Origin of the sequence: Serratia sp. NFX21 (assembly GCF_048517035.1) — a bacterium.
Taxonomy (GTDB): Bacteria; Pseudomonadota; Gammaproteobacteria; order Enterobacterales; family Enterobacteriaceae; genus Serratia; species Serratia quinivorans.
This window is the reverse complement of record NZ_CP183196.1, coordinates 4,840,406-4,864,102: the sequence shown is the minus strand read 5'-3', so window position 1 is coordinate 4,864,102 and position 23,697 is coordinate 4,840,406. Positions and strand designations below refer to the sequence as shown.

General features: G+C 54.0%; 21 protein-coding genes, 1 tRNA gene and 1 pseudogene. 14 read left to right on the top strand and 9 right to left on the bottom strand.

Annotated features, from left to right (window positions below):
• Nucleotides 1-400: 400 nt before the first annotated feature.
• Genes ACNT1W_RS22705 through ACNT1W_RS22695 form a run of 3 tightly spaced genes read right to left on the bottom strand, consistent with a single transcriptional unit; the run spans nucleotide 401 to nucleotide 2,841 of the window.
• Nucleotides 401-1,696 carry a cytosine permease gene (locus ACNT1W_RS22705; protein ID WP_012146893.1) on the bottom strand — a complete coding sequence of 432 codons (1,296 nt, stop codon included), beginning with the start codon at nucleotides 1,694-1,696 and terminating at the stop codon, nucleotides 401-403.
• Between the two features lie 19 nt (nucleotides 1,697-1,715).
• Nucleotides 1,716-2,405, bottom strand: coding sequence for a helix-turn-helix transcriptional regulator (locus ACNT1W_RS22700; RefSeq protein ID WP_012146892.1), 690 nt, complete (start codon nucleotides 2,403-2,405; stop codon nucleotides 1,716-1,718).
• A 25-nt stretch (nucleotides 2,406-2,430) separates the two neighbouring features.
• Nucleotides 2,431-2,841 carry a GNAT family N-acetyltransferase gene (locus ACNT1W_RS22695; RefSeq protein ID WP_012146891.1) on the bottom strand — a complete coding sequence of 137 codons (411 nt, stop codon included), beginning with the start codon at nucleotides 2,839-2,841 and terminating at the stop codon, nucleotides 2,431-2,433.
• Between the two features lie 947 nt (nucleotides 2,842-3,788).
• Between ACNT1W_RS22695 and ACNT1W_RS22690 the strand changes: the two genes are divergently transcribed.
• Genes ACNT1W_RS22690 through ACNT1W_RS22665 form a run of 6 tightly spaced genes read left to right on the top strand, consistent with a single transcriptional unit; the run spans nucleotide 3,789 to nucleotide 11,099 of the window.
• Entirely contained in the window at nucleotides 3,789-6,323 is a 2,535-nt protein-coding gene (locus tag ACNT1W_RS22690) for a DUF2169 domain-containing protein (protein ID WP_419246167.1), read from the top strand.
• Nucleotides 6,320-7,390 (top strand): pentapeptide repeat-containing protein, encoded by a 1,071-nt coding sequence (locus ACNT1W_RS22685; protein WP_419246166.1) that lies wholly within the window; start codon nucleotides 6,320-6,322, stop codon nucleotides 7,388-7,390. Before ACNT1W_RS22690 ends, ACNT1W_RS22685 begins: the two co-directional genes overlap by 4 nt.
• A gap of 9 nt (nucleotides 7,391-7,399) precedes the next feature.
• On the top strand, nucleotides 7,400-8,005 hold the full coding sequence (locus ACNT1W_RS22680; protein ID WP_012146888.1) for a DUF3540 domain-containing protein: 606 nt from the start codon (nucleotides 7,400-7,402) through the stop codon (nucleotides 8,003-8,005).
• Nucleotides 8,006-8,015: 10 nt separating this feature from the next.
• The gene (locus tag ACNT1W_RS22675) at nucleotides 8,016-8,408 is read left to right on the top strand and encodes a DUF4150 domain-containing protein (RefSeq protein WP_012146887.1); all 393 of its coding nucleotides are present in this window, start codon (nucleotides 8,016-8,018) and stop codon (nucleotides 8,406-8,408) included.
• A gap of 46 nt (nucleotides 8,409-8,454) precedes the next feature.
• Nucleotides 8,455-10,764 (top strand): type VI secretion system Vgr family protein, encoded by a 2,310-nt coding sequence (locus tag ACNT1W_RS22670; RefSeq protein WP_419246165.1) that lies wholly within the window; start codon nucleotides 8,455-8,457, stop codon nucleotides 10,762-10,764.
• A gap of 11 nt (nucleotides 10,765-10,775) precedes the next feature.
• Nucleotides 10,776-11,099, top strand: a complete 324-nt coding sequence (locus ACNT1W_RS22665; RefSeq protein WP_012146885.1) for a hypothetical protein — start codon at nucleotides 10,776-10,778, stop codon at nucleotides 11,097-11,099.
• Between the two features lie 63 nt (nucleotides 11,100-11,162).
• On the opposite strand, the gene ACNT1W_RS22660 is transcribed toward ACNT1W_RS22665, so the two are convergent.
• Nucleotides 11,163-12,044 carry an alpha/beta hydrolase gene (locus tag ACNT1W_RS22660; protein ID WP_419246164.1) on the bottom strand — a complete coding sequence of 294 codons (882 nt, stop codon included), beginning with the start codon at nucleotides 12,042-12,044 and terminating at the stop codon, nucleotides 11,163-11,165.
• A gap of 331 nt (nucleotides 12,045-12,375) precedes the next feature.
• Between ACNT1W_RS22660 and ACNT1W_RS22655 the strand changes: the two genes are divergently transcribed.
• Nucleotides 12,376-12,945, top strand: a complete 570-nt coding sequence (locus tag ACNT1W_RS22655; protein WP_419246163.1) for a MepB family protein — start codon at nucleotides 12,376-12,378, stop codon at nucleotides 12,943-12,945.
• 114 nt (nucleotides 12,946-13,059) lie between these two features.
• On the opposite strand, the pseudogene ACNT1W_RS22650 reads toward ACNT1W_RS22655, so the two are convergent.
• Together ACNT1W_RS22650 and ACNT1W_RS22645 are read right to left on the bottom strand one after the other, a co-directional pair.
• Nucleotides 13,060-13,301: pseudogene (locus ACNT1W_RS22650) on the bottom strand (Arm DNA-binding domain-containing protein); the annotation flags it as partial.
• 154 nt (nucleotides 13,302-13,455) lie between these two features.
• Nucleotides 13,456-13,531, bottom strand: a tRNA-Phe gene (locus ACNT1W_RS22645).
• 704 nt (nucleotides 13,532-14,235) lie between these two features.
• Here ACNT1W_RS22645 and speF point away from each other — a divergent pair.
• Together speF and ACNT1W_RS22635 are read left to right on the top strand one after the other, a co-directional pair.
• On the top strand, nucleotides 14,236-16,398 hold the full coding sequence (gene speF / locus ACNT1W_RS22640; RefSeq protein WP_012146749.1) for an ornithine decarboxylase SpeF: 2,163 nt from the start codon (nucleotides 14,236-14,238) through the stop codon (nucleotides 16,396-16,398).
• 104 nt (nucleotides 16,399-16,502) lie between these two features.
• Complete coding sequence (locus ACNT1W_RS22635) at nucleotides 16,503-17,615, top strand: diguanylate cyclase (protein WP_112364224.1); 1,113 nt, start codon at nucleotides 16,503-16,505, stop codon at nucleotides 17,613-17,615.
• A 47-nt stretch (nucleotides 17,616-17,662) separates the two neighbouring features.
• On the opposite strand, the gene mltC is transcribed toward ACNT1W_RS22635, so the two are convergent.
• From mltC to mutY, 3 genes are read right to left on the bottom strand one after another with little or no spacing between them, the layout of a single operon-like run.
• Nucleotides 17,663-18,739, bottom strand: coding sequence for a membrane-bound lytic murein transglycosylase MltC (gene mltC, locus ACNT1W_RS22630; RefSeq protein ID WP_017893969.1), 1,077 nt, complete (start codon nucleotides 18,737-18,739; stop codon nucleotides 17,663-17,665).
• Nucleotides 18,740-18,794: 55 nt separating this feature from the next.
• On the bottom strand, nucleotides 18,795-19,067 hold the full coding sequence (locus tag ACNT1W_RS22625; RefSeq protein ID WP_012146746.1) for an oxidative damage protection protein: 273 nt from the start codon (nucleotides 19,065-19,067) through the stop codon (nucleotides 18,795-18,797).
• The gene (gene mutY, locus ACNT1W_RS22620) at nucleotides 19,064-20,164 is read right to left on the bottom strand and encodes an A/G-specific adenine glycosylase (protein WP_419246162.1); all 1,101 of its coding nucleotides are present in this window, start codon (nucleotides 20,162-20,164) and stop codon (nucleotides 19,064-19,066) included. Before mutY ends, ACNT1W_RS22625 begins: the two co-directional genes overlap by 4 nt.
• A 177-nt stretch (nucleotides 20,165-20,341) precedes the next feature.
• Here mutY and trmB point away from each other — a divergent pair, with 177 nt between their 5' ends.
• From trmB to ACNT1W_RS22595, 5 genes are all read left to right on the top strand, one after another.
• Nucleotides 20,342-21,061, top strand: coding sequence for a tRNA (guanosine(46)-N7)-methyltransferase TrmB (gene trmB / locus ACNT1W_RS22615; RefSeq protein WP_012146744.1), 720 nt, complete (start codon nucleotides 20,342-20,344; stop codon nucleotides 21,059-21,061).
• On the top strand, nucleotides 21,061-21,387 hold the full coding sequence (locus tag ACNT1W_RS22610; RefSeq protein ID WP_419246161.1) for a YggL family protein: 327 nt from the start codon (nucleotides 21,061-21,063) through the stop codon (nucleotides 21,385-21,387). The genes trmB and ACNT1W_RS22610 overlap by 1 nt, the downstream gene beginning before the upstream one ends.
• Before the next feature lie 83 nt (nucleotides 21,388-21,470).
• Nucleotides 21,471-22,394, top strand: a complete 924-nt coding sequence (glsB, locus tag ACNT1W_RS22605) for a glutaminase B (RefSeq protein ID WP_026142524.1) — start codon at nucleotides 21,471-21,473, stop codon at nucleotides 22,392-22,394.
• Between the two features lie 30 nt (nucleotides 22,395-22,424).
• On the top strand, nucleotides 22,425-23,141 hold the full coding sequence (locus tag ACNT1W_RS22600) for a DUF2884 domain-containing protein (protein ID WP_012146741.1): 717 nt from the start codon (nucleotides 22,425-22,427) through the stop codon (nucleotides 23,139-23,141).
• A 100-nt stretch (nucleotides 23,142-23,241) separates the two neighbouring features.
• The gene (locus ACNT1W_RS22595) at nucleotides 23,242-23,676 is read left to right on the top strand and encodes a DUF29 domain-containing protein (RefSeq protein ID WP_012146738.1); all 435 of its coding nucleotides are present in this window, start codon (nucleotides 23,242-23,244) and stop codon (nucleotides 23,674-23,676) included.
• The last annotated feature ends 21 nt before the right edge of the window (nucleotides 23,677-23,697 follow it).

Below are 23,697 nucleotides of genomic sequence, written 5' to 3'. Positions count from 1 at the left end.
TCACCCTGTTGAGTGAAAAGTGGAATGAAAGTAATTAAATACAAATCAATCGCTTAGATGATGAACCCATAAAAGTGAACACAAAAGTGGGTTTTGTGTCTACTTTTGTGTTGACCATGGTGCTTTTTGTGAGCTACTGTTCATCCATACTGAAGTGTTTCTTGACGGTCAAAACAGTTAATAACCGATTGTCTGACAACTTCTATAATAAAAAACTCAGGGAGGGAGGCGTTTCCATTCTCTGGGTAATAAAGGATGTTTTAGCTACCGACACCAGGGAATTCCAATCAGGTTTCAGTTTTAAAACCGCAGTTTTTAGTCCACAAAATCCTCATTCTATAGTATTACCACTCACCCGTTGCAGGAGAGTGGTAATAGCATTTCGTCGCTGGCAACCGAATCAGCTTTGCGCCGGGGCCGGTTTCTGCGAACGATTCAGCGCCAACTTGAATACCCAATACAACAGGCTGGCGGCCAGCAATGAGTTGATGGTCGGCACACCCCATTCGGTCACTAACCCGACGATGCTGCCGGCAATGCTGGCGACGATCGCTGCCCAGCCAATGGTCGGCGTCTGGTCGGGCAGTTTGCCTTCCCGGCGACTGTCATCCAGAATTTTACGGTGAGTCCGCAGCAAGTAATAATCCACCAGCATCACGCCGATAATCGGCGGGAACACCACGCCCAGTACCGTCAGGAAGTCGACGAACCGATCCAGGATCCCCAGCACCGAAAGCGTTGTACCCAACACGCCAATCACCAGCGTGGTGGCGGTGTATTTCAGCCTTTTACCGGTCATGCCTTCAACCGCGTTGACGATGCCCAGTGAAGATGAGTACAGGTTGAGGTCATTGACCCTTAAGGTGGAGAACACCACCACCAGCAGGCCAGCCCCTCCGGCGACTTGCGACATGATGGTCACGACATCCGCCGTGCCGAGCGTTTTGGCGATCAGCAGCGCCAGACCGTTAACCACGAACTCCCCGGCGACAATGGTGAGCAGGGTCACGCCAAACACGTGCTTGCCGTTTTTGGAATAACGCGTCAGATCGGGGGTCATCAGGCTGGCAACGATGGCGCCACCGACCACGATGGTGATGCCGGCACTGATCGACAGTGGCTCACCTGGCGGCATTAATTGAATAATTTCCGGCAGATTATGGCCGGTGAGGGTGATGTAAGAGATATAGGCTACCAGCATAATAAACATCGGTACCGCAATTCGGGCGGCGATACGTAATGCCTTGAAGCCAAAGGCCACCAGTATGGTGAGCAGGGTACCGGACAGGCCGGCCGCCAGACCAAAGCCCAGCTTATTGCCCAGTGCGAAATCCAGCGACTTGGCGAAAATGGCGTTCTGTATGCCAAACCAACCCAGCAGGCTGACGGCTACCACCACGCCGATCAGCACCGAGCCCAGTCGGCCAAAGCCGCACCAGCGGGCCAGCAGGCTGCCGGAGATCCCTTCGCGCATCCCTGCCAGCCCGAGGCCGTAGGTGACAACGCCAAAGATCAGACTGCCGACGAAAATGGCGGTAAAGGCATCGAACAGCGTCATTGAGTGGCCCAATACGGCGCCGAGCATAAACTGATCCAGTGCGGTCAGCATGCCCATATGCACAATGGCCACGCTTAAAAACGAGACTCTTTTATCCTGAGGTACCCGGGTTAACGGATAGTCTTCAATTTTGATCACGGTGAGGTATTCCTTGCTATTAAATAAACTGAATGCCTTTAGCTATCAGGCGATCGGGAATGTAATTGTCCAGATGCGCATATTTGCAAAATTCTTCAAACTGCTGCTGTGTATGGACGTCAGATTTTTGATAGATGTTATATATTCTGTTTTCTATGGTTTTATTGCTGATATTGTATATTTTGGCGATCTCTTTCACCGACAGCCGTTGCAACATTAAAAATATCACGTCAAGTTCGGCTCGGGTGAAAATAGTGCTATTGGTTTCTGTGGTCAGAACGCTGGGTTTTTGTTGATTGATAAATTTCAGCGGAGATAAGGTGTTGAGCGGTTTGGCGTTCCACATCACCCCAACCACTTCTTTTTTATCGTTGTAGATCGGCAGTTTTTCGCTGATAAACGGGGTCAGACTGTCTTTCCCGTACCAATAATGCGTTTCTATCACCGCAACCCGCTCCCGCGAGACCTCTGTCATTTTGTCATGTTCGACAAAATCGGCCGCGCATTCGGCCCAGTCGGCGGGAAACTCGTCGTCCAGCTTACCGGCTACATCAAAATCAAGCGGCGTATTGGTATAGAGGTAGGCGGCGTGGTTCATATAAATATGACGGGATGCCAGATCCTTAATGCCCCATGGCTCACTTAAGTGCTCCATCATGGCAATCAGACCTTTCAAATAAAATTCATTATTTTTATCGGACGAATCCATTCTGACCTCTCCGATGACAACCGGATTAAATCTCTTTTGCCAGGTAGTGGCGCGTATGCTTCTTGGCATAGCCGCCCAGGTTGCCGTACAGCTGATAGCCCAATTTTTCGTAAAAGCCGCGGGCCTGGAAGTCGAAGGTATCGACATAGGCCATGTGGCAGCCGCGCTTCCTGGCCTCTTCTTCTGCCTGGAGCATCAGTTGACGGCCATAGCCGCTTTTACGATGCTGGTCGCTGACCCAAAGATATTGCACTTCAAGCCCGCCCCACCAGGTTCTGGCCACCAGCCCGGCAACGATTTTACCTTGCTCATCGGTCACGGTCAGGAACAAGGGGTGGATATCAACGTGTTCGGTTTTTTCATTATGAGCCCAAAGGCTGTCGATAACGAACTCTTCATCCTGCGGATTTGGCTGGTCGGTAATATTGATTTTCATGGATGTGATATGATTCCCTGTGATAATAATGTCTTATGGCAACTAATTTGGGGCTTGCCAACGGCTTTAACTATCACTTTTCGTAATGTATTTCAAGGGTGTTTTTCACCCGTTCCCGTCAGGGGGCCAAACGTTTATATTAACTGTGACGAGGCTAGAAAATAGCGTAATACGTGGTAATAAATAGCCGTTAGCCTTGCTCAGTCAATCTATTCCTATTGTGCCTCACCAGGGCCCCATCCAGGAAATACATTAGCCTTTCAGGCTCCACCGGTAGAGCAAGTCAACTTGCCAAAGGGGAGCCGCTATCTTCAGCCTTCCGATGAATCTGCGTTGAAATTTGCTGCTGTGCGTCGTCGACCGTCGGTCGACAGAGTGCAGGGTCTTGGCGGCGGCTTGTCAGAGGGGGGGCAGAGGAGGTTGAGGCTATTGTATTGTTTTAATACGGGGATAACACCGACGGATCAATTCAGCTCGCCGTATTTAAAAATAACCTGTATGACTTTATCAATCAGGGCTGAACGATGTGTGATTCAATCCTTTGCTTTTCCTCCACGCCTTCCAGTTTAAAATCTATATCAATATCCATGGAACACCACCTTATATTGATAATATAAGGGAATGACGCTTATTAGTAATAGAAGCCACTTTGGGTTAATGCAAAAAAATATCAGTTTAACACCGCTAATTAGGAATAATCTTAATTCTGGATTTGCCAGTCCCCGCCTATTTGCGACAAGGGCCGAGCGCCATAAGGCGTTAGCCCCGCTGGCGCTTGGCCTGAGGGCGCCTGGCGCAGTGGCTGTCTTTTATTCTCTGACATTGGGGAATAATTGTTTCTAACATCCATCTTGCACTGATTAGGTTAATGCGATAGAAAACCTAGACAGATGTATTATCCCCCTTTTTAAGCGCGTTCATTAACTGGCTGCCTAAAGGCGCATTATATGAAGATTATTAAGCCGCTGCGTCTGAGCGTATTAAATCGACCTTTCCGCCAGCAGGGTAAAAATTATCTCGGCGTTTCTGTGATGGCACTGCTGGATATGGGTACGACGCCCCAGTTGCGTCCGGAAGTGGAATTATGGCAACTGGCGGCGGAAGAACTGCAAACCAGTGGCGGCGTCATTGATGTGGCCATTCCGAAAGTCCGGGCTGAATTTCTGGCGACGGGTAATGCTTATACCCGTCATCAGAAGGAAAAAAACAGCTGCGCAGTGCGCATTGACGTGGGCAGCCTCAGCAAAACCCTGGTGGCTTTTGGCGATCGTTTCTGGTCTGGTTCGCAGCCGACCCCGCCACGCAATTTTGAGTCGATGCGCCTTGACTGGAGCCGTGCTTTTGGCGGCGCAGGATACGAAGAGAATCCTCATGGTATTGGCGCCGTGGAAGAGCAGCACAACGGCGCGGCTTATCGTCGCCTGCCGAATATCGAACCGCTACATCAACGTATGACCTCACCGCGGCAGCAGCCCGAGCCGGTAAGTTTTGGGCCGCTGGACATGACCTGGCCGCGTCGTTTTAAGCGCATGGGCAAAGCCTATGACGCCAACTGGCTGAAGAATGACTTTCCAGGCCTGGCCCGCGACGCCGACTGGCGTGTATTCAATGCCGCCAGCCCGGATCAATGGTGGCCGGAACAAGATGAGCTGCCGCCTGAGGCCGAGTGGCGCATTTGGAATATGCATCCGGAAAAACCGCTACAGTCGGGCAAACTGCCGCCATGGCGGGCGCGCTGTTTTATCAATCGTCAGCGTGGGGATGAAACGCTGTTTGAAGAGATTAGGTTGCGTGCCACCACGGTCTGGTTCTTCCCGCATCGGCAACAGATGATGCTGATCTGGCAGGGCAGTTGCCGCATTAACGAGGATGATGCGGCGGATGTGCTGCAACTGATGCCGGCGCTGGAGAAAAACGGCGCCGCTCGTTCGGCCAATCACTATCGCAAGGTGTTGGCCCAGCGGCTGGATAAAGGGAAGGGGGCGCTGTTTGCCTTCCGTGAAAAAGATCTGTTGCCGGAAGAGCTTATCGGTCCCTGGATTGACAGCGAAATGCAGCAAACAGAAAGCCCGATGCAAAACAATATGCAAAACCGGGTAAGTAAAATACGCGAACAGCACCGCGCCAGGCTTGAGGCTGAAGGGCGGGATGTTAACGAGCTACTGGCGGATATGTCGCAGCCAGAGATGCCGAGGCTGGATGAACTGCCGGAGTTTGTCGAACGACTGGAGCGCCAGGCTGAGGAGATGAAAGCGCAGGCCGAGGCGCGCCAGGCTGAAGTGGAAGCCCGCCAGGGTGCCAAACAGGACTCGCGGCCGCGTGGCCCGGAATCAATGCACCGTATGCAGGAGATGCTGCATCAACATGCGGACAGCATGACGGCGAAGAAATTGGCGCAGAGCCGCGAGTCGCTGCACCAGATGTATCTGATGGCGGCCCAGCATCAACCGCCGGCGCAACGCATGACGGGGGATATTGCCCGGATTATTCGCCAGCGCGCTTCGAACACCATGGCGTGCGGAGGGGACTTTAGCGAGTTGGATTTCACCGGCGCGGATCTCTCCGGCATGGATTTTCGCGGCGCTAATTTCCGTAAGGCGTTGCTGGAAAGCGCCGATCTCAGCGGTTGCCAGTTGGACGGCGCTGATTTTAGCGAGGCGATGCTGGCGCGAACCGATTTGCGCAACAGTTCGCTGCGTGAATGCAATCTGACCAAAGCCAGCCTGGCGTTGGCCCAGTGCCGACAGAGCGATTTTAGCGGTGCCAACCTGACGGAAACCCAACTGGAAGACGCCCTGTTTGAAGACTGTGACTTCAGCCGTGCCACGCTAAAAACGCTGTTGCTGCGCCAGGTCGGTATTAGCCATTGTCGTTTCCACCGTGCCGAGCTGGAGGAGTGTATCGTTATGAATTTAACGCTGCCGCAGCTCGATTTCAGCGAGGCCAGGCTGCGTAAGACCGTCTTCCAACAGTGCGAGTTGCAGGCTGCGGTCTTCAACGGTGCGTGGCTTGAGAGCTGTAACTGGGTGGAGAGCAAACTGCCGTACGCCCAGTTTAAAGCGGCCAACCTGCTGACCTGCGCGGCCGTAATGGAGAGTGACTTAAGCGGCGCGGACTTTAGCGAAGCAACGCTGAAAGAAAGTAACCTGCGCCAGGCTTTGCTTACGCAGGCGAACTTTACGTTGGCGAAGGTGGAGAACAGCGATCTCAGCGAGGCGGACTGTCAGAGGGCGAATTTCACCCGCGCCAACCTGGTCGGGAGCCTGTTGATCCGCACTGATTTCCGTCAGGTCAATTTCACCGGAGCCAACCTGATGGGCGCACTGATGCAGAAAACCCAACTGGGTGACGCGGACTTTACCGCTGCCAATCTGTTCCGCGCCGATCTGTCACAATCCTTTATTAATATGGAGACGCGGCTGGACAACGCCTATACCAGCCGGGTGAAGACGCTGCCGAAGCGGGATGAGGAACTGTCATGACGACGCTGAGCGCGGCAGAGCTACAGCAGAAAATAAAAAATGGCGAGATGATTAACGCCTGCAACCTCGATGGTCTCGAGCTGCAAGGATGCGACCTGTCCGGCGGAATTTTTCAGGATGTCTCACTGCTGGGGGCGAACCTGCAGGCGGCCAATTTACATGAAACGGTATTTAATGAGTGTCTGTTGAATGGGGGGACGCTGAGCGGTGCCCGCATGCAACAGAGCGTGTTTAACGATTGTGAAATGACGGCAATCAGCGCCTGCGACACGCTAATGGCGCAGTGCATCTTTAATCATTGCGAGCTTGGCAACGGCGATTTCTCCCGCAGCAGGTTCGACGCTTGCCAATTCATGCGCAGCCCGCTATCCGGCAGCACCTTCAACCAGTCCACGCTGGAACGTACTACCTTCTTCGAGAGCTCGCTGGATGAGGCGCAACTGGAACAGTGCCAGTGCCTGCTGACGACCTTTTTCAATATTGACTTGCGCACGACCCGTTTGGGCCACAGCCAATTCGACCGTACGGTCTTTTTCAACTGCGATCAGCGTGGAAAAAACTATGCCCAGCAGCGCTTTAGCGGCTGTCAGTTTACCGATAATCAGCTCGACGCGGTCGATTTTAACGGGGCGCAGCTGACGCAGTGCAATTTCAAAGGCGCTTCGCTGAGAAAAGCTCAACTCCGTAAGGTGAACGCCAGCCAGGCGCTGTTTATGAGTGCGGACCTTAGCGGAGCCAACTGTCAGGGCAGTTTGTTTGATCAGGCGTTGTTTATCGGTGCCAGGTTACAACAGGCCGATTTTAGCCACAGCCGCCTGTTCCAGAGCATTTTGCAGCAGGTGAAGGCCGAAGACAGCAACTTTGCCCTGTGCGATCTGACCTACAGCGATTTCACCCATGCTGATTTACGCCGGGCCGATTTCCGCAGTGCCACATTTTCCCGCACCCGGTTCCATCGGGCGCAGCAGGAGGGAGCCCACTTTTCCGATCGCCGGGGCATCCTTGAGTATGACGAAGAGTTACTGGCTGCGGAGGCCTGGAGCCTTCAGCATCAGAGCCGCCGTTAAGGAGAGAAGATGAACAATATCAATCACAAACTGCTACAAGCGGCAGCACCGCCACTACAGAGTGCGGGGGTGGTGACCCACTGCTTTTCCAACGGCAGCCTGAGCGTGGAGAGTGAAGGGCGCGGCTGGCACTGCCGGCGTGCTACCAGCTGCGTTATTGCTCCTCAGACCGGGGATCTGGTGCTTATCACCAGCGTGGATAATCAGGTGTGGCTGCTGGCGGTACTGGAGCGCGCCAACCCGGAAATGGCCGAACTGAGCGTACCGGGCGATCTGCATATCCGCAGCAGCGGCGAAATCAGCCTCAGCAGCGAAGCGTTACGCGTCAGCGCCAGCCAGGGCGACTGCCATATCAGCGAAATGCAGTACAGCGGCGATAAGCTTTCCGCCTGGGTAAGCCTTTCGCGCATGGTGGGCAAGCACAGCGAGTCAATCTGGCAAACCATCACCCAGGTGAGCCATAACCTGCTGCGCACTACGCGCCAGACGGAGCAGGTACGCGCCGGCCAACTGGATATGCAGGCTGAAGATTATGCGCGTCTGCATGCGCAAAATACCGTTATTACTTCGAAGGCAATCACCAAAGTGGATGCCGAACAGATCCATATGGGCTGAGGAGGCCGCGATGTTTGCCAACTGTCAACTGATGGGCACCGATTTGGCCTTTCCCGACGTCTGCATGACGCCGATGCCGACCCCAACGCCGATACCTTATCCGGATATCGCGCTTGGGCCAACGGCGGTCCCCAACGCGCTGAATATTCTGTTTATGGGCATGCCTGCCCACAACATGGCCACGGTGACGCCGCTGACCAACGGGGATAATCCCGGTGTTGCCACCGGCGTGGCGTCAGGCACCGTGATGGGGCCGTCGCGGCATCTCACCGGTTCCTTCACCGTGCTGCTCAAAGGCACTCCGGCGACGCGCCTGACCAGCGTCAGCCTGCAGAATTCAACCAATGCCGTGGGGATACGTGCGGTACCCAGCCAGTTCAAAGTACTGATGCTGGCACCATGAGTGGCAGAGCGGCATAACGCAGTCTTAGTTACAGGGGTAAGAAGCTATGTTTGACCGTATCACGGCAACAACGCCTGCGGGTGAGGGAACGCTGAAGTTCTGGAAACTTAGCGGAGAGGAAGTGGTTTCACGCTCATTTGAATTGAGCGTGACGATGCTCAGCACCAACGCCCGCCTGGACCGCAGGGCCATGCTTGGCCAGCCGATTACCCTGACTATCCCTACTCAGGGGCTGCTTGCTGCGCCACGCTATCTCAACGGAAAAATCACCAGGGTCAACGTTCATAGTGCGGATATTAATGGTGAGCGCTACGTGGTTTACACGCTGACCATGGAGTCGGACCTGTGGCCGCTGAAGCGGGACCGCAACCAACGGATATTCCAGAACCAGCGGGTGCCGGACATCATCAAAACGGTGCTCGACGAATATGGCGTGCAGATGGAGAACCAGCTCACCGGTAACTACCGCAATTGGGAATATTGCGTGCAGTACCAGGAGAGCAGCTACGACTTTATTTCGCGTCTGATGGAGCTGGAAGGCATTTATTTCTTTTTCCGCCACGAGTCGGGTAAACACACCATGGTGCTGTACGACGCCTCTCAGCAGCACCAGCCGTTTAGCGGTTATGAGGCCATTCCTTACCACGCTACGCCTTCCGGTGGCAGCACCAGCGAAGAGGGGATCGGCCAGTGGGCGATATCCGAGCGGGTGACGCCGGGGATCTACAGCATCGACGACTACGATTTCCGCAAGCCCAACGCATGGCTGTTCCAGGCGCGACAGAACCCAACCTCACCCTCACCGGGCCAGATTGACTACTACGACTGGCCTGGGCACTTCGTGGAGCACAGCCACGGCGAAACTTACGCCCGGGTGCGCCAGGAGGAGTGGCAGGCGGAGCATCAGCGCATCGACGCAACGGCTACCGCGCTGGGCATCGTACCGGGGTGTACCTTTGCACTGCTCAACCCGCCGTTTGCCAGTGACGGCGGAGAGTATCTGGTGCTGAGTGCGTGTTACGATTTTGAAGAGAACAGCTACGCCAGCGGGGGCGAAGAGGCGGTGCATCGCACCGATTTTGTGGTGATCCCGGCGAGCACGTCGTTCCGCTCAGCGCAGCGTACCCCGTGGCCGCGGACCCATGGCCCGCAAACGGCCCGGGTGGTGGGGCCGCAGGGAGAGTCGATCTGGACCGATAAATACGGTCGGGTGAAGGTGAAATTCCACTGGGATCGTCTGGCGAAAGGGGATGAAAGCAGTTCCTGCTGGGTGCGAGTGTCCAGCGCCTGGGCAGGCCAGGGCTTCGGCGGCGTACAGATCCCGCGAGTGGGGGATGAAGTGGTGATTGATTTTATCAATGGCGATCCGGACCGCCCGATGGTCACCGGCCGGGTGTATAACGAAGCCTGTATGCCGCCGTGGACGCTGCCCGCCGGTGCGACCATGATGGGCTTTATGACGCGCTCCAAAGACGGCCACAGTGACAATTCCAGCCACCTGTTCTTCGAAGATAAGGCGGGCTCGGAGATGGTGCAGCTGCATGCCGAAAAAGATATGAATATTTCGGTGGAGAACGATAAAACGGTGACCGTGGACGGCAATCGCACCACCACCATCCAAAAAGATCAGAAGGATGAGGTGTTCGGTAACGCTATCTTCCAATTCCACGGTATGCGCACCACGACGGTCGACAAACCGGAAACCAAAACCTTTAAGGACGGCGAAAAGGTCACTATCACCAATGGCCGGACGTCGGATATTACCAGCGGCGGAGAAACGCTAACCATTAAGGGAAAGCGGAGCATCGATACGGACGGCACAGAAAATCAATATGTTACCGGCAAGGTAACCCGCACTTATGACGCAGGCATGGACTCCTTCCTCACCGGGGATCGCTATGACAAGGTCACGGGGAAACGCCATAATATCGTCACCCAGGACGTTACTGACGAAATCTTGGGGGGACGGGTACAAACCATCACCAAGGATGCCAAGACGGACATCCTGGGCAGTTGGAAGCAGACGGTGCAAGGCGGGGTATCCATCACCTCACCGAAAATGATCACCATCGACAGTGCGGAAAAAGTGAGCATCAAGACGCCGCATGCTTTTGAATACAAAGATCATAAAGAGTCCGCTTCCATGTTTTCCTTTGATTTCACGGCGGCGAAAATTGTTACGGAAGGCTATTCTATGAGCGTGACTGCGAGCGGCAAGCTCGGGTTGACCAATATGAAATTTGATAAGACAGCCTTTGATCTTACCACCACCGAGGGGCGTGTAGCTTTTATCGATGCGATGGCTCATGTCGGGAAGATAATGTCATCATTTAACGGTCTGACCATGTTCGGCTAAGGGACGAATCGATGAAGTTTGCGATTATTATTTCAGTGATTCTTACAGTAGGCGTCATTGCCTATATTGTTTATCTGTTTAACCGTGACCATAAAATCCAGACACTGGGGCGGGATATTCAGGCTCGGGTGGAGGAGGTCCATTACATCAGTTCAAATGATAACGGGAGCACCAACATAAAATACCGCCTTTCATGGCATGAAAAGGGGATGACCAAGCAGGTAGAAGGCAAGGAAACCATTCCCGCCTTTTACTCTTCAAAGGTCCAGAAAGGCTGTGAGGTTGAGATCAAGTATCTGGACGATGACCATATTTCGTTTGTTTTCGATAAGTAGATAATAAAACTTCTTCGTAAACAGAAAATTAAGATCATCGCCAGATTAGCGGCATGGCGTTATTCAGTCGCCTGCTGCTACCTTATCCAATGCCGGAGCGATGGCCGCATTGAACATGGCACCGTGATCCAGGCCTGGCCATTCCCGGAAATCTACCTTAAGCCCGTTCAGCGTCGCCAGCCGTTCGGCCAGACGCTGAGCGGCATCGGCGGGGAGAGGTTGCTGTTTGATATTGGGCGGCGCACTACGCATTTTCTCACCGCCGCCGGTCCACAGCCACAGATGGGCGGAGATGGCGGGATGCCGTTCAATAACCCGCTGTGCTTCCTGCAGAATAAAGCCCTTTCCCCACCACAGTGAAGGTTCGACGGCGACGTAATTTTGGAATGCGGTTGGCTGGGTTAACAGAGTATGCAGAACGAACAGACCGCCATAAGAGTGCCCCCACAGCGTTTGCCGTTGAGAGTTAATGGCCACCTTCGCCGCCACTGCCGGTTTAATCTGGCTTTCGATCAATTTCAGAAAGGCATCCGCTCCGCCATTGGCCGGCGTGTAATCTTGGCTGCGGCCTTTGGCATCGATACGTAAATCATTGTCATAACTGAGCAGCACCAATACCGGCGGCTGTTTTTGCGCTGCAAGCCGGGCCAATAAGCTGGCATTCAATTCCATCAGCACCGCATTACCGTCCAGCAGGTATACCACCGGATAGCCGGCCGTCGGCGGGGCAATACGCGGTTGCGCTATGCGAATGCGATAACGGCGTTGGCCGTCCGCCGAAGTGATCGGCAGGTCACTGAACTGGTAATCAGGCGAACTCGTATCGGCGACGGTCACGCCAATCTTACGTTCCAGATCGGGCCTGGCCTGCGCCAGCATAGGTGAGCCCACGCCGATAACCAGTATGATAACAAGGGTGAGAAAGCGACGATAAGAGGATGGCATGCTGGATTCGGTTTATGAGAAAAAGGGGATATTAGCATTACAAGAAATGATGTCGTCATTTCTTTTTCGCATTTTTACCGTCATCAAAACTGTTACCGAACTTTGTCCCTGAGGAGTTCAAATATATCTTCCCGGTGTTGGTTTCTGAAAAACTGGCGGAGCAGATCCTATTCTTTAGCCCGATATCCATGTTTACGGTCACAGTCAGGTTGTATGCGACTGTGGTAGTGTTACGAGCAGGTTTTTATTCTGTGCGCATCTTTCTGAGCAAGCAGGGAATATACAATATTATTGGCGAGAGAGTCTCTGATACTAAATAAGGAAATAAAATATGTTGGGAAGTAGTAAAGACATTGAGGGTGTTTGGTTTGCCGATCCGGCGAAAGGGAAAATTCCGGTTCAACTTTCTGACATAATAAACGATGTATTATTGCCTGCCGGAATTCGCATCTCGGAACCCCAGCGAGAATCTGAGAGCAGCGAATATGGCGCCTGTCAGTTTGAGGTGGAAGGCAAGCGAGCATTATTCCGTGTCGCCAATACGACTCCAACTAAGCTCGGGCAATTTGTTACTATGTGGAAAAGACCGCATATACAAGATGAGATTATGCCCATCGATTTTGACGATGGAATTGAGTTCGTATTGGTGAGCGTTTTTGATCATACTCATCGAGGATTCTTTATATTCAACAGACATGCGCTGGCGAAAAAAGGGGTCATGTCAGTTAAGGGGAAAGAGGGAAAAAGAGCTATCCGCGTTTATGCCCCTTGGGTTAAACCTATTGTAAAACAAGCTATCACAACGCAAAAGTGGCAGTTACAGTACTTTGTCCCAGTCACTTCTGGTGAGGTGAATGCCAACAAACTTAAGGCGCTTTTAACAATAGATCGCCTTTTCTAACCTTATTTGTAGGGAAGATATGCGGAATTTGGCTGTACATCAATATGTGTAATTGCCTGATTTTGATATGTTCAATTCACCTTCAGATGAAGGTGAATTTATGGACGAAAACAGTTGCAGGCTCTGGCTAACGAACTGACGGGCGATAGTTTCAAATGTTTTCGCAACATCGGGGACTGGCTTCTTCACCCGTTTTGTTCACAAGGATCGATGCTTTCTGCAATGAGCTTTCTGGCTTCATCACGTTTTGATCAGGCTTCAGATAATGACACTTCGGGATACACGCCGTGGGCGAGGTTTTTTCCCTTTCCCAGAAATCGATAACGGAGTCGCCAGTATCGGGCGCCGTTAGGATGCCCGGACTCGGACAACCGGCGCTTGCGCCGGGTTGAACAACGCTTCAGCGTTGGCCCGCAGGGTGAGGCCTTTGGCCGAATAATCGAACGTGTTCGATGAAGAGTCCTTACGCCAGAAAGCAAAAAACCCGCCATAGGCGGGTTCTTCTAAATATGGTGCCCGGACTCGGAATCGAACCAAGGACACGGGGATTTTCAATCCCCTGCTCTACCGACTGAGCTATCCGGGCAACGGGGCGCATTTAACCCTATTGGCCGGAAATCGTCAATCGCTTTCTGTCACAAAGCCGATCGGTTGCTCTATTTTCATGCAATGGCAGGTGGGGCAGGTGAGAGCCAGTGGTGTTGTTTGGTGATAGATATGCAAAAAAATCGTCTATTTATACCGTTTTGATTTTTCTGTGTTTTATTTTAATTGTTTAATTAACAATATGTTACTCGTTAATCCTTCGTAATCAAAGCAGCATGATTGCCACTTGAACCTCATAAAAAAACATGCAATCATTGCGCAAATTTTGGCACTCTACGTCCCCTAGCGGCGTTCCCGCTCATTTAAGTCAGAGGGTTGCAGGCATGACTGGTTTTGTTACTCAAGCGTCACTGCGCACCAGACATCAAATGATGCCGTTACTCAACCGTTACCCTTCCCGAACGCAATCCGTCAAAAACGCCCAGCCTGCCATGCGGTAAGGCTATCTGATGCTCGCTGTTAGGCATTATTAAAAATAGAGCTGCGGCTCTGCTTTTACTGATGTCTATCGGACGCTGCCGATACCAGTCCCCGATAGTTACCTGATAATCTTAAGAGAGTCAGCCGGTCACGCTTGCGCTTTATGCGCTAACGCCGGACATCAATTTGCCGGGATAATTTTTGTTATCCCATCACCGTGCCCCGTGGCACCACCTCATCCTTAACCGTTTGAGAGTTAGCACAATGAAAGAATTGAAAATAGCCACCAGCGCCAGTTTGGTTGCCACCATTGAAACACTGCGCCAGGTCGTCCGCATCGAGCAAACGGACTACACCGACGTGGCCGCGTTAGTGGTGTCGGTTGATGACGTCAACGCAGGTCATCTGGCGCAGCTCAAAGCGACCGGGTTCGAGATCCCGACCTTTGTGGCGGTGGCAGGGGACGAGCATCTCTCTCCGGACTACCTGCCGTTGATCAGCGGTGTTTTTGCGCTGGAAGGCGCCAGCAAGGCGTTCTATATGGCACAGCTCGAAGCCGCCGCCGATGCCTACGAGCAGGCGCTGCTGCCGCCGTTTTTCAAGACGCTGAAAACCTATGTGGAAATGGAAAACTCAACCTTTGCCTGCCCGGGCCATCAGGGCGGCGAGTTTTTCCGCAAGCACCCGGCCGGCCGGAAGTTTTTTGAGTTCTACGGTGAAACGCTTTTTCGTTCCGACATGTGCAACGCCGACGTTAAGCTGGGCGATTTATTGATCCACGAAGGCTCGGCCAAGGATGCGCAAAAGCATGCGGCCCGGGTATTCAACGCCGATAAAACCTATTTCGTGCTTAATGGTACCTCTGCCGCCAATAAGGTCGTGACCAATGCTTTGCTGACACGCGGTGATTTGGTGTTGTTCGATCGCAACAACCACAAGTCCAACCACCACGGTGCACTGATCCAGGCCGGGGCAACGCCGGTCTATCTGGAAACCGCGCGTAACCCGTTTGGTTTCATCGGCGGCATTGATTCGCGCTGCTTTGATGAGCGTTACCTGCGCGAGCAAATCCGCGAAGTGGCGCCTGAAAAGGCGAATGCGGCACGTCCGTTCCGCCTGGCGATTATTCAGCTCGGTACCTACGACGGCACCATCTATAACGCCCGTCAGGTGATCGACACCATCGGCCACCTGTGTGACTACATTCTGTTTGACTCTGCCTGGGTGGGGTACGAAGGCTTTATCCCGATGCTGAAAGAGTGCTCGCCGCTGTTGCTGGAGCTGGATGAGCTGGATCCGGGCATCTTTGTTACCCAGTCGGTGCATAAACAACAGGCCGGTTTCTCGCAGACTTCGCAAATCCACAAGAAAGACGACCACATCAAGGGCCAGAAGCGCCACTGCAACCACAAGCACCTTAACAATGCTTTCATGCTGCACGCCTCTACCAGCCCGTTCTACCCACTGTTTGCCGCGCTGGACGTTAACGCCAAGATGCATGCCGGGGCTGCCGGTCGTCGCATGTGGCTGGACTGCGTGAAACTGGGTATCGAGACGCGCAAGCAACTGCTGGAACGCTGCTCGCAGCTCAGGCCGTTTATCCCGCCGCAGGTGGCGGGTAAAAATTGGCAGGATTACGACACCGATCTGATCGCCAACGACGCGCGTTTCTTCAACTTTGTGCCGGATGAAAAATGGCACGGTTTTGAAGGTTACGCGCAGGATCAGTATCTGGTCGACCCGTGCAAACTGCTGCTGACGACGCCGGGTATCGACGCGGCTACCGGGCAGTACACCGAGTTTGGCGTACCGGCGACTATTCTGGCCAACTTCTTGCGTGAGAACGGCATAGTGCCGGAGAAATGCGATCTTAACTCGATCCTGTTCCTGCTGACCCCGGCGGAAAACCCGGCCAAGATGGAGCAGTTGGTGGATATGCTGGTGCAGTTCGAACGCTATGTGGAAGAAGACGCGCCGCTGAGCGTGGTGCTGCCAACGGTGTATCGCAAGAATGAACAGCGCTATCGCGGCTATACCCTTCGCCAATTGTGCCAGGAAATGCATGACCTGTACGTCAGCTTTGACGTCAAACAGTTGCAGAAAGAAATGTTCCGCCAGCGCCATTTCCCGCAGGTGATGATGAACCCACAGGATGCCAACGTGGAGTTTATCCGCGACAACGTTGAACTGGTGCCGATTGGCCAGGCGGAAGGGCGCATTGCGGCGGAGGGCGCGCTGCCTTACCCACCGGGCGTGTTGTGCGTGGTGCCGGGGGAAGTATGGGGCGGGGCGGTGCAGCGTTACTTCCTGGCGCTGGAAGAGGGTATCAACCGGCTGCCGGGCTTCTCGCCGGAGCTGCAGGGCGTGTATATCGAGAAAAAGGATCACGGCTGGAAACGTATCTTCGGTTATATGATCAAGCAATAGTCTTGAGCGGCCCGCAACGGCCGCTTTTAAATCATCCCGGCTCGGGATGACAAAGCCGAGTGCTGGCGCTACCTTTAGGTAAAAGTGTCCAGTAGCGGAATAAGATGATGAAAGAAGAGGGTAATCTCGAGTGGGTCGGTAGAGAGAAGCGACGTTCGACGCTACGTAATTTTAACTGGTTCTTATTGGTTAATGTGCTGCTGGCGCTTTATCTGCTGTTTCAGCGTGCCCAAGCATTTGGCGAGCACTCTCTGATTTCTTTGTTACGTGGCGCACCGGCTATCTGCGGCGTAGTATTGGTGTCTGCTCTGTCTTTTGTTGCGTTGCGTCAGTTGGCCGCCCGAGGTGAACAGGCCGCCTGGCGTGGCGGGGTGGTTTGTATTTTGTTGTTGGCCCTGTGTTGGTGCGGCGTTTTTCACCATCTGATCGTCAACGACAGTATTAATCTGCTTTACCCGCTAACCCTCGGCCTGCTGTTTTCTTCTCTGATCGCTTTTTATCTGTCCCCGCGGCTATTTTTCCTGTTCAGCATTCCGGTGCTGCTGGTGGCGATTGCCGAAAATATCTTCATCAACAGCGCATTTTCACTGGTGAACCTGATCTCCTATGCGCTGATGCTGTTTTTGATTTATTCGGCGCGGAGCCGGCTGGAGCAGTGGTTCCAACTGGCGATCGAGCGCGAGCTGGAAAATAAGCAGCTGATTGAACGCCTGAGCAAGCTGGCCAACCGCGATCCGTTGACCGGCATTGCCAACCGCCGCTACTTCGACAACTACTTTGATGCGGTTCTGTTGCGGGAATCAACCCTGCAGGCGCCGTTTTCCCTGATCCTGCTGGACGTCGATTTTTTCAAAAAATACAACGACCACTATGGCCATCAGCAGGGGGACGAGTGCCTGACTCGCTTGGCTACCTGCCTGGAGAGTGCCACCCGGCGTTCGCAGGATCTGGTGGCCCGCTACGGCGGTGAGGAGTTTATTATTCTGCTGCCAAAATCCGACGCAGGCGAAGCCGTGCAGGTGGCGAAGAGGATTGAAGGTTTGCTTGCCGGTCTGGCGATGCCGCATGCGGCTTCTGAGGTGGCGCAATGGGTGACGGTCAGCCAGGGGGTAGCGCAATGGCAGCCGGGACAGAACCGTGAACAACTGCTGGCAGCAGCCGATCAGGCTCTGTACCGCGCCAAGGAGCTTGGCCGTAATGGCTACAGTATTGCTTAGGGATGCTGGTGGTCAGGGCGACGGGAAAGACCGCCCTGACCGGGTGATTAACGGCGTCGATAGCTCTTCTGCGCGTTGTTCACCTTCACCAGATAGCGGCGCGATTCACTGGCCGGATGCTTGGTAGTCAACGTCTGGTAGACGTCGCCCGGTTGCATGCCGTTGATGATGCCGACCGCGCGGGTTCTGTCGCTGGAGAACACTCTTAGCACACTGCCTGCCCCGCCGTTATAGGCGGTGATTACCGCGTAGCGACGCGAGGTTGGGTTCTGGATGCCGCCCAAATAGTTGTTCTGCAATATGGCCAGATAGGCGGTACCGGTGTCGATGTTGTTCTCCGGATCGAACAGGTAACTGCGGCTTGGTTTGCCCCATTTGCCACGCATCTGGAACACGTCCTTACCGGCGGTGTGTTGTACCACCTGCATCAGGCCCAACGCATCCGAACCGCTCACCGCATAGGGGTTAAAGCTCGATTCGGTCTGCATAATCGCCAGGATCAGTGATTCTTCCACCCCGTACTTCTCGGACGCCTTGCGGACCATCGGCAGGTATTTATGCGCACGCTTGTCCAGGTGGTTCGGTACCAGTTGAATGGTGACCGAGTAAATCACGTGCAGGCCGGAGGTGCGTTTTTGCAGTTTGGTCTGCACCAGATAGTCGGCGAAATGCGCTGCACGCCATTCCCAACGGATTGGTGCGCCTTTGTTATCCAGCACCTGGCCGTACAGGAACGGCTCTTTACTGATCTGGATATCGTTGACGTCGGAATACAGATCGATAGAACCCGGATCGTCCCCCATCAGCAAGGTGCTGATAATCGCCTGGCGCAGGTGGGCGGCAGGATCGGTGGTGGCGATGGTTTCAATGGTGATGGCACCAGAATCAAAGTTGATGTGGCTACGAGTCTGATACTGGTCAGTGTATTTAACGTAATCTTTTGGCCCGGCGATCAGAACTTCGTTCAGACCCCAGATATTCTCGATGTTGTGGGCGAATTGGCCCATCAGGATCTCAAAGCCGTTGGTGTCTTTGACCAGGGCTTCGTTGACTTCAGTATTTTTTTTGCCGGAACAGGAAATCAGCAAAGGCGCTATCACTAGCAGAGCTAAAATTTTCTTCATCTTAAAGCCGTATACGGGAAGTGTTGAAGAGGGCCAGCGCCTGGCCCCAACAGCGTTATTCGCTTGGTGGCGTATAGCCTTCGATGTGCACGTCGTGCCCTTCAAACAGGAACTTGATCATCTCTCCTTCCAGCAGTTTGCGGTCATCAACGTTCATCATGTTCAGTTTTTTCTCGTTGATCAGCATGGTTTGTTTTTTCATCCATTCTGCCCAGGCTTCCTTCGAGATCTCGTTATAGATGCGTTTGCCGACTTCCCCTGGATAAAGCTGGAAATCCTGCCCTTCGGCGTCGCGCTGCAGGAAGGTACAAAAAATGGTTCTGCTCATGCTAATTCCTCATCAATGGCTCTATCGCCAAATAAACCCTGTTGGCGCGGGGACTGTTTTGCCAACTGTTGTAACAGGCGGTCAACCGGCGCTGCCAGCCCGACCGATGGCGGCTGCGCCAAGTTATACCAGAGACCGGCGCCCTCATCCATGCTGGCCGCTGCGTCGTTCATTTCCAACCATATCGGCACGATATCGAGATGGAAATGACTGAAAGTATGACGAAATGCGGTCAACTGCTGTTGGCGATTGTTGTTCAGACCGCGTTGTTGCAGCCAGAGTTCCATCTCTTCGCGTTCGCCGAACTGCGGGAAGCAGAACAGACCGCCCCATAAGCCGACGGCCGGACGCTGTTCCAGCCAGGCTCGTTCGCCGTGTTGCAGCAATAAAAAGTAGGCGGTTTTTTCCGGCAGCATCTGCTTGGGCTTTTTGCCGGGGTATTTCGCCCAACTGTGATGGGCATAGGCGATGCAGCCGAGGTTGAGCGGGCACAGCTCGCACTTGGGTTTGGAGCGGGTGCAGACCATCGCCCCCAGGTCCATCATCGCCTGATTGAACTGGCCGACGCCCTGCGCCGGGGTGACGTCTTCACTGATCTGCCACAGCCGGTTTTCGACCTCTTTTTTGCCCGGCCAGCCTTCGATTGCATAGCAGCGAGCCAACACGCGTTTCACGTTGCCGTCGAGGATCGGGTAATGCTGGCCGAGTGCCAATGACAGTACCGCACCGGCCGTTGAGCGGCCAATGCCGGGCAAGGCGTGGATTTCTTCAAAGGTTGTCGGGAACTCGCCGCCGTGCTGTGCGACAATAGTCTGCGCGGCCTTGTGCAGGTTGCGAGCACGGGCGTAGTAACCCAGGCCGGTCCACAGGTGCAGCACTTCGTCCAGCGGCGCTTCTGCCAGCGCACGCACGTTGGGAAAACGTGCCATAAAGCGTTCAAAGTAAGGGATCACGGTGGCAACCTGAGTTTGTTGCAACATGACCTCAGAGAGCCATACTTTATAGGCGGTTTTATCAAGCTGCCACGGCAGGGTTTTACGGCCGTAACGCTGGTACCAGTCAAGCACCACCTGTGCGAACTGTTGTGCTTGCATCATAAGCAGATTCGATATCCGGCAGAAAATGAAGCGCGATTGCAGCATAGAGTCATGATGCTGTAAACCGGAACTTTCCGACGTCGCACGGCAGGGACACAAGATGAACACTTGCTAAACCAATGTATCTTTGCATAATGCGCGTTTCCCTAATTGGCAGCCAAACAGACAGAAAGCACTATGATTAATGACGTCATCTCCCCAGAATTTGATGAGAACGGCCGTGCGATGCGCCGTATCCGCAGTTTTGTCCGCCGCCAGGGGCGGTTGACCAAAGGCCAGCAGCACGCGCTGGACAACTATTGGCCGGTGATGGGCGTGGAGTATCAGGCTGAACCTGTCGATATCACCGCACTGTTTGGGCGCGATGCGCCGACCGTGCTGGAGATCGGTTTTGGCATGGGCGCCTCGCTGGTGACCATGGCGGGCCATAACCCGCAGCAGAATTTCTTGGGGATTGAAGTACACTCGCCGGGCGTGGGCGCCTGCCTGGCCGACGCTACCGAAGCGGAGCTGAGCAACCTGCGCGTGATGTGTCACGATGCGGTTGAGGTGCTGGAGAATATGATCCCGGATGGTTCGCTGGACATGGTGCAGCTGTTCTTCCCCGATCCGTGGCATAAAGCGCGCCACAACAAACGTCGCATCGTACAGACGCCGTTTGTTGAACTGGTGCGGCGCAAATTGAAAGTCGGCGGCGTCTTCCATATGGCCACCGACTGGCAGCCTTACGCAGAACATATGTTAGAGGTTATGAACGGGATCTCAGGCTATCGTAATCTTTCCAGCGATAATGATTACGTGCCGCGTCCGGATTCACGACCACTGACAAAATTTGAATTACGCGGCCAGCGTCTGGGACATGGCGTTTGGGATTTGATGTTTGAGAGGAAAGAATAATGGCTAAGAACCGCAGTCGTCGTTTACGTAAAAAGTTACACATTGAAGAGTTTCAGGAGCTGGGTTTCTCCGTAGCATGGCGTTTTGCCGAAGGCACCGCGGTTGAAGATATCGACAGCACGCTGGACGCTTTCATCGACGAAGTGATCGAGCCGAACGGCATGGCGTTTGACGGCAGTGGCTACCTGCAGTGGGAAGGTTTGATCTGCCTGCAGACTATCGGCCACTGTACCGACGAACAGCGTGAACTGGTCAAAAAATGGCTGGAATCGCGCAAGCTAACCGACGTTAAGGTTAGCGATCTGTTCGATATCTGGTGGGACTGATTTTCCCCGCCTGATTTTGCGCTGTATTCATTGATTGTAAGGTGCCTTAACGGCACCTTTATTTTGTCCGGAGTGTGACCGCGGTGGTAACTACATTGGATAACGCGTTGCTGGAAGAGATCCTGCAACAGGTGCGCCCGCTGATTGGCCAGGGCAAGGTGGCGGACTATATTCCGGCGCTGGCGGAAGTGGCGTCCGATCGTCTGGCGATCGCCGTTTGCACCGTCGACGGTGAAATGTTCCAGGCCGGTAACGCCACCGAGCGCTTCTCTATTCAGTCCATCTCCAAGGTGCTTAGCCTGACGCTGGCGCTGACACGCTATCAGGAGCACGAGATCTGGCAGCGGGTCGGCAAAGAGCCTTCCGGTCTGCCGTTCAACTCGCTGCTGCAGTTGGAGATGGAGCAGGGCAAGCCGCGCAATCCGTTTATCAACCCCGGTGCGCTGGTGGTGTGCGACATGCTGCAAACCCGGCTCAGTGCCCCCAAACAGCGCATGCTGGAAGTGGTGCGCCAACTGGCCGGAGAAGAAGACCTGGCCTATGATTCGCGGGTCGCCCGTTCCGAGTTTGAACACTCCGATCGCAATGCGGCCATCGCCTATCTGATGAAGTCGTTCGGTAACTTTGAAAACGACGTGCTCACCGTGTTGCAAACCTATTTCCACTACTGTGCGTTGCGAATGAGCTGCCTGGAGCTGGCGCGCAGCTTTGTCTACCTGGCCAATCACGGTCGTGACCTGAGCGGGCGTGAAGTGATCAGCCCGCTGCAGGCGCGCCAGATTAATGCGTTGATGATGACCAGCGGCATGTACGATGGCGCGGGGGAATTTGCCTATCGCGTGGGCATGCCGGGCAAGTCCGGTGTCGGAGGCGGTATTGTCGCCATCGTCCCCGATGAGCTGTCGATCGCCGTCTGGTCGCCAGAGCTGGATGCCTCCGGTAACTCACTGGCGGGAACTGCGGCGCTGGAACTGTTGTCTCAACGGATTAGCCGTTCGATTTTTTAATCCCACCACGGAAGGGAGTCAGGAGAAAATATGTTAAAGAAAACCGGGTTAGCCTTACTGCTGTTGACTGCTTCACAGGCCCATGCCGAGTATCAGTGCAGCGTTAAACCCCAGGACGACGTGATTATCAGCCCGCAGAACGTGCAGGTGACAGGAGCCAGCGGCAACCTGCAGATTTCAGCGGATGGCGATGTGACCCGCAACGGGCAGGCGTTGACCCTGACTGACAGCCAGCGCCAGAAGGCCTTCAGCTACCAGAGCGCATTGCGTAAGGAACTGCCGTGGATCGACAACGGCGCGCAGCAACATCTGGAAAAAGCGCGTGTAGCGTTGGATAAGGTGATCGTCAAGGAATTAGGCAGCGACAGCAACGTGCGCAACCGCCTGACTACGCTGAATGGCCAGCTCAAACAGCAGATGAACCGCATCATCGAACACCGCAGCGACGGCCTGACCTTCCACCACAAGGCGATTGATCAGGTTGAGCAGGATGGCCGTAATCTGGTGCAGCAGAGCATGGGTGGCGTGTTGCAGGACAGCCTGAACGAGATGGGCGTCAAGCAGGCGGCCAACAGCGGCGGCAATCCGTTGCAGGCGATCATGGGCAATCTGGGTGGCTTGCAAAAAGCGATTCAGAACGAATGGAACAACCAGGAGCAGGACTTCCAGAACTTCGGCCATGACGTGTGTAACCGCGTTACCGGCCTGGAAACTCAGCGCAAAGACCTGCTTAATGCTTTGAAGTAACACTAAATCACTGCGGGTAGCGTGTTTTTTGACCTCCTGACGGTTATCTGACAGACTGGTTAAACTATGTACAGATTCATGGGTGTTTACGGAGAACGCTATGAGCCATACTCGCTACGAAACTGATGTTGTCGCCTGGGCAAATGAACAGGCTGCTCTTTTGCGCTCCGGAAAATTGTCTGAGATCGATGTTGAAAAGATCGCCGAGGAGATTGAGGACGTGGGAAAGAGCGAGCAAAGGGAACTTGCAAGCCGAATGACGGTGCTGATAGCACACCTGCTGAAATGGAAGTATCAGCCGGCGCGTCGTGGCACCAGCTGGGAAAGAACCATTAAGGCGCAGCGCAAAGAGGTGCTTTATAGCCTGAAAGAGTCACCCAGTTTAAAAAGCAAACTCGGCGATGCAGACTGGCTGGATGTGGTTTGGTCCAAGGCGATAGCGCTGGCGACGACGGAAACCGGGTTGGACGTTTATCCGGAAAACGGGATTTGGGATATTCAGCAGGTGCTTTCCCACGAGTTCTATCCAGATTGAAACAAAAAAAAGCGCTGATAA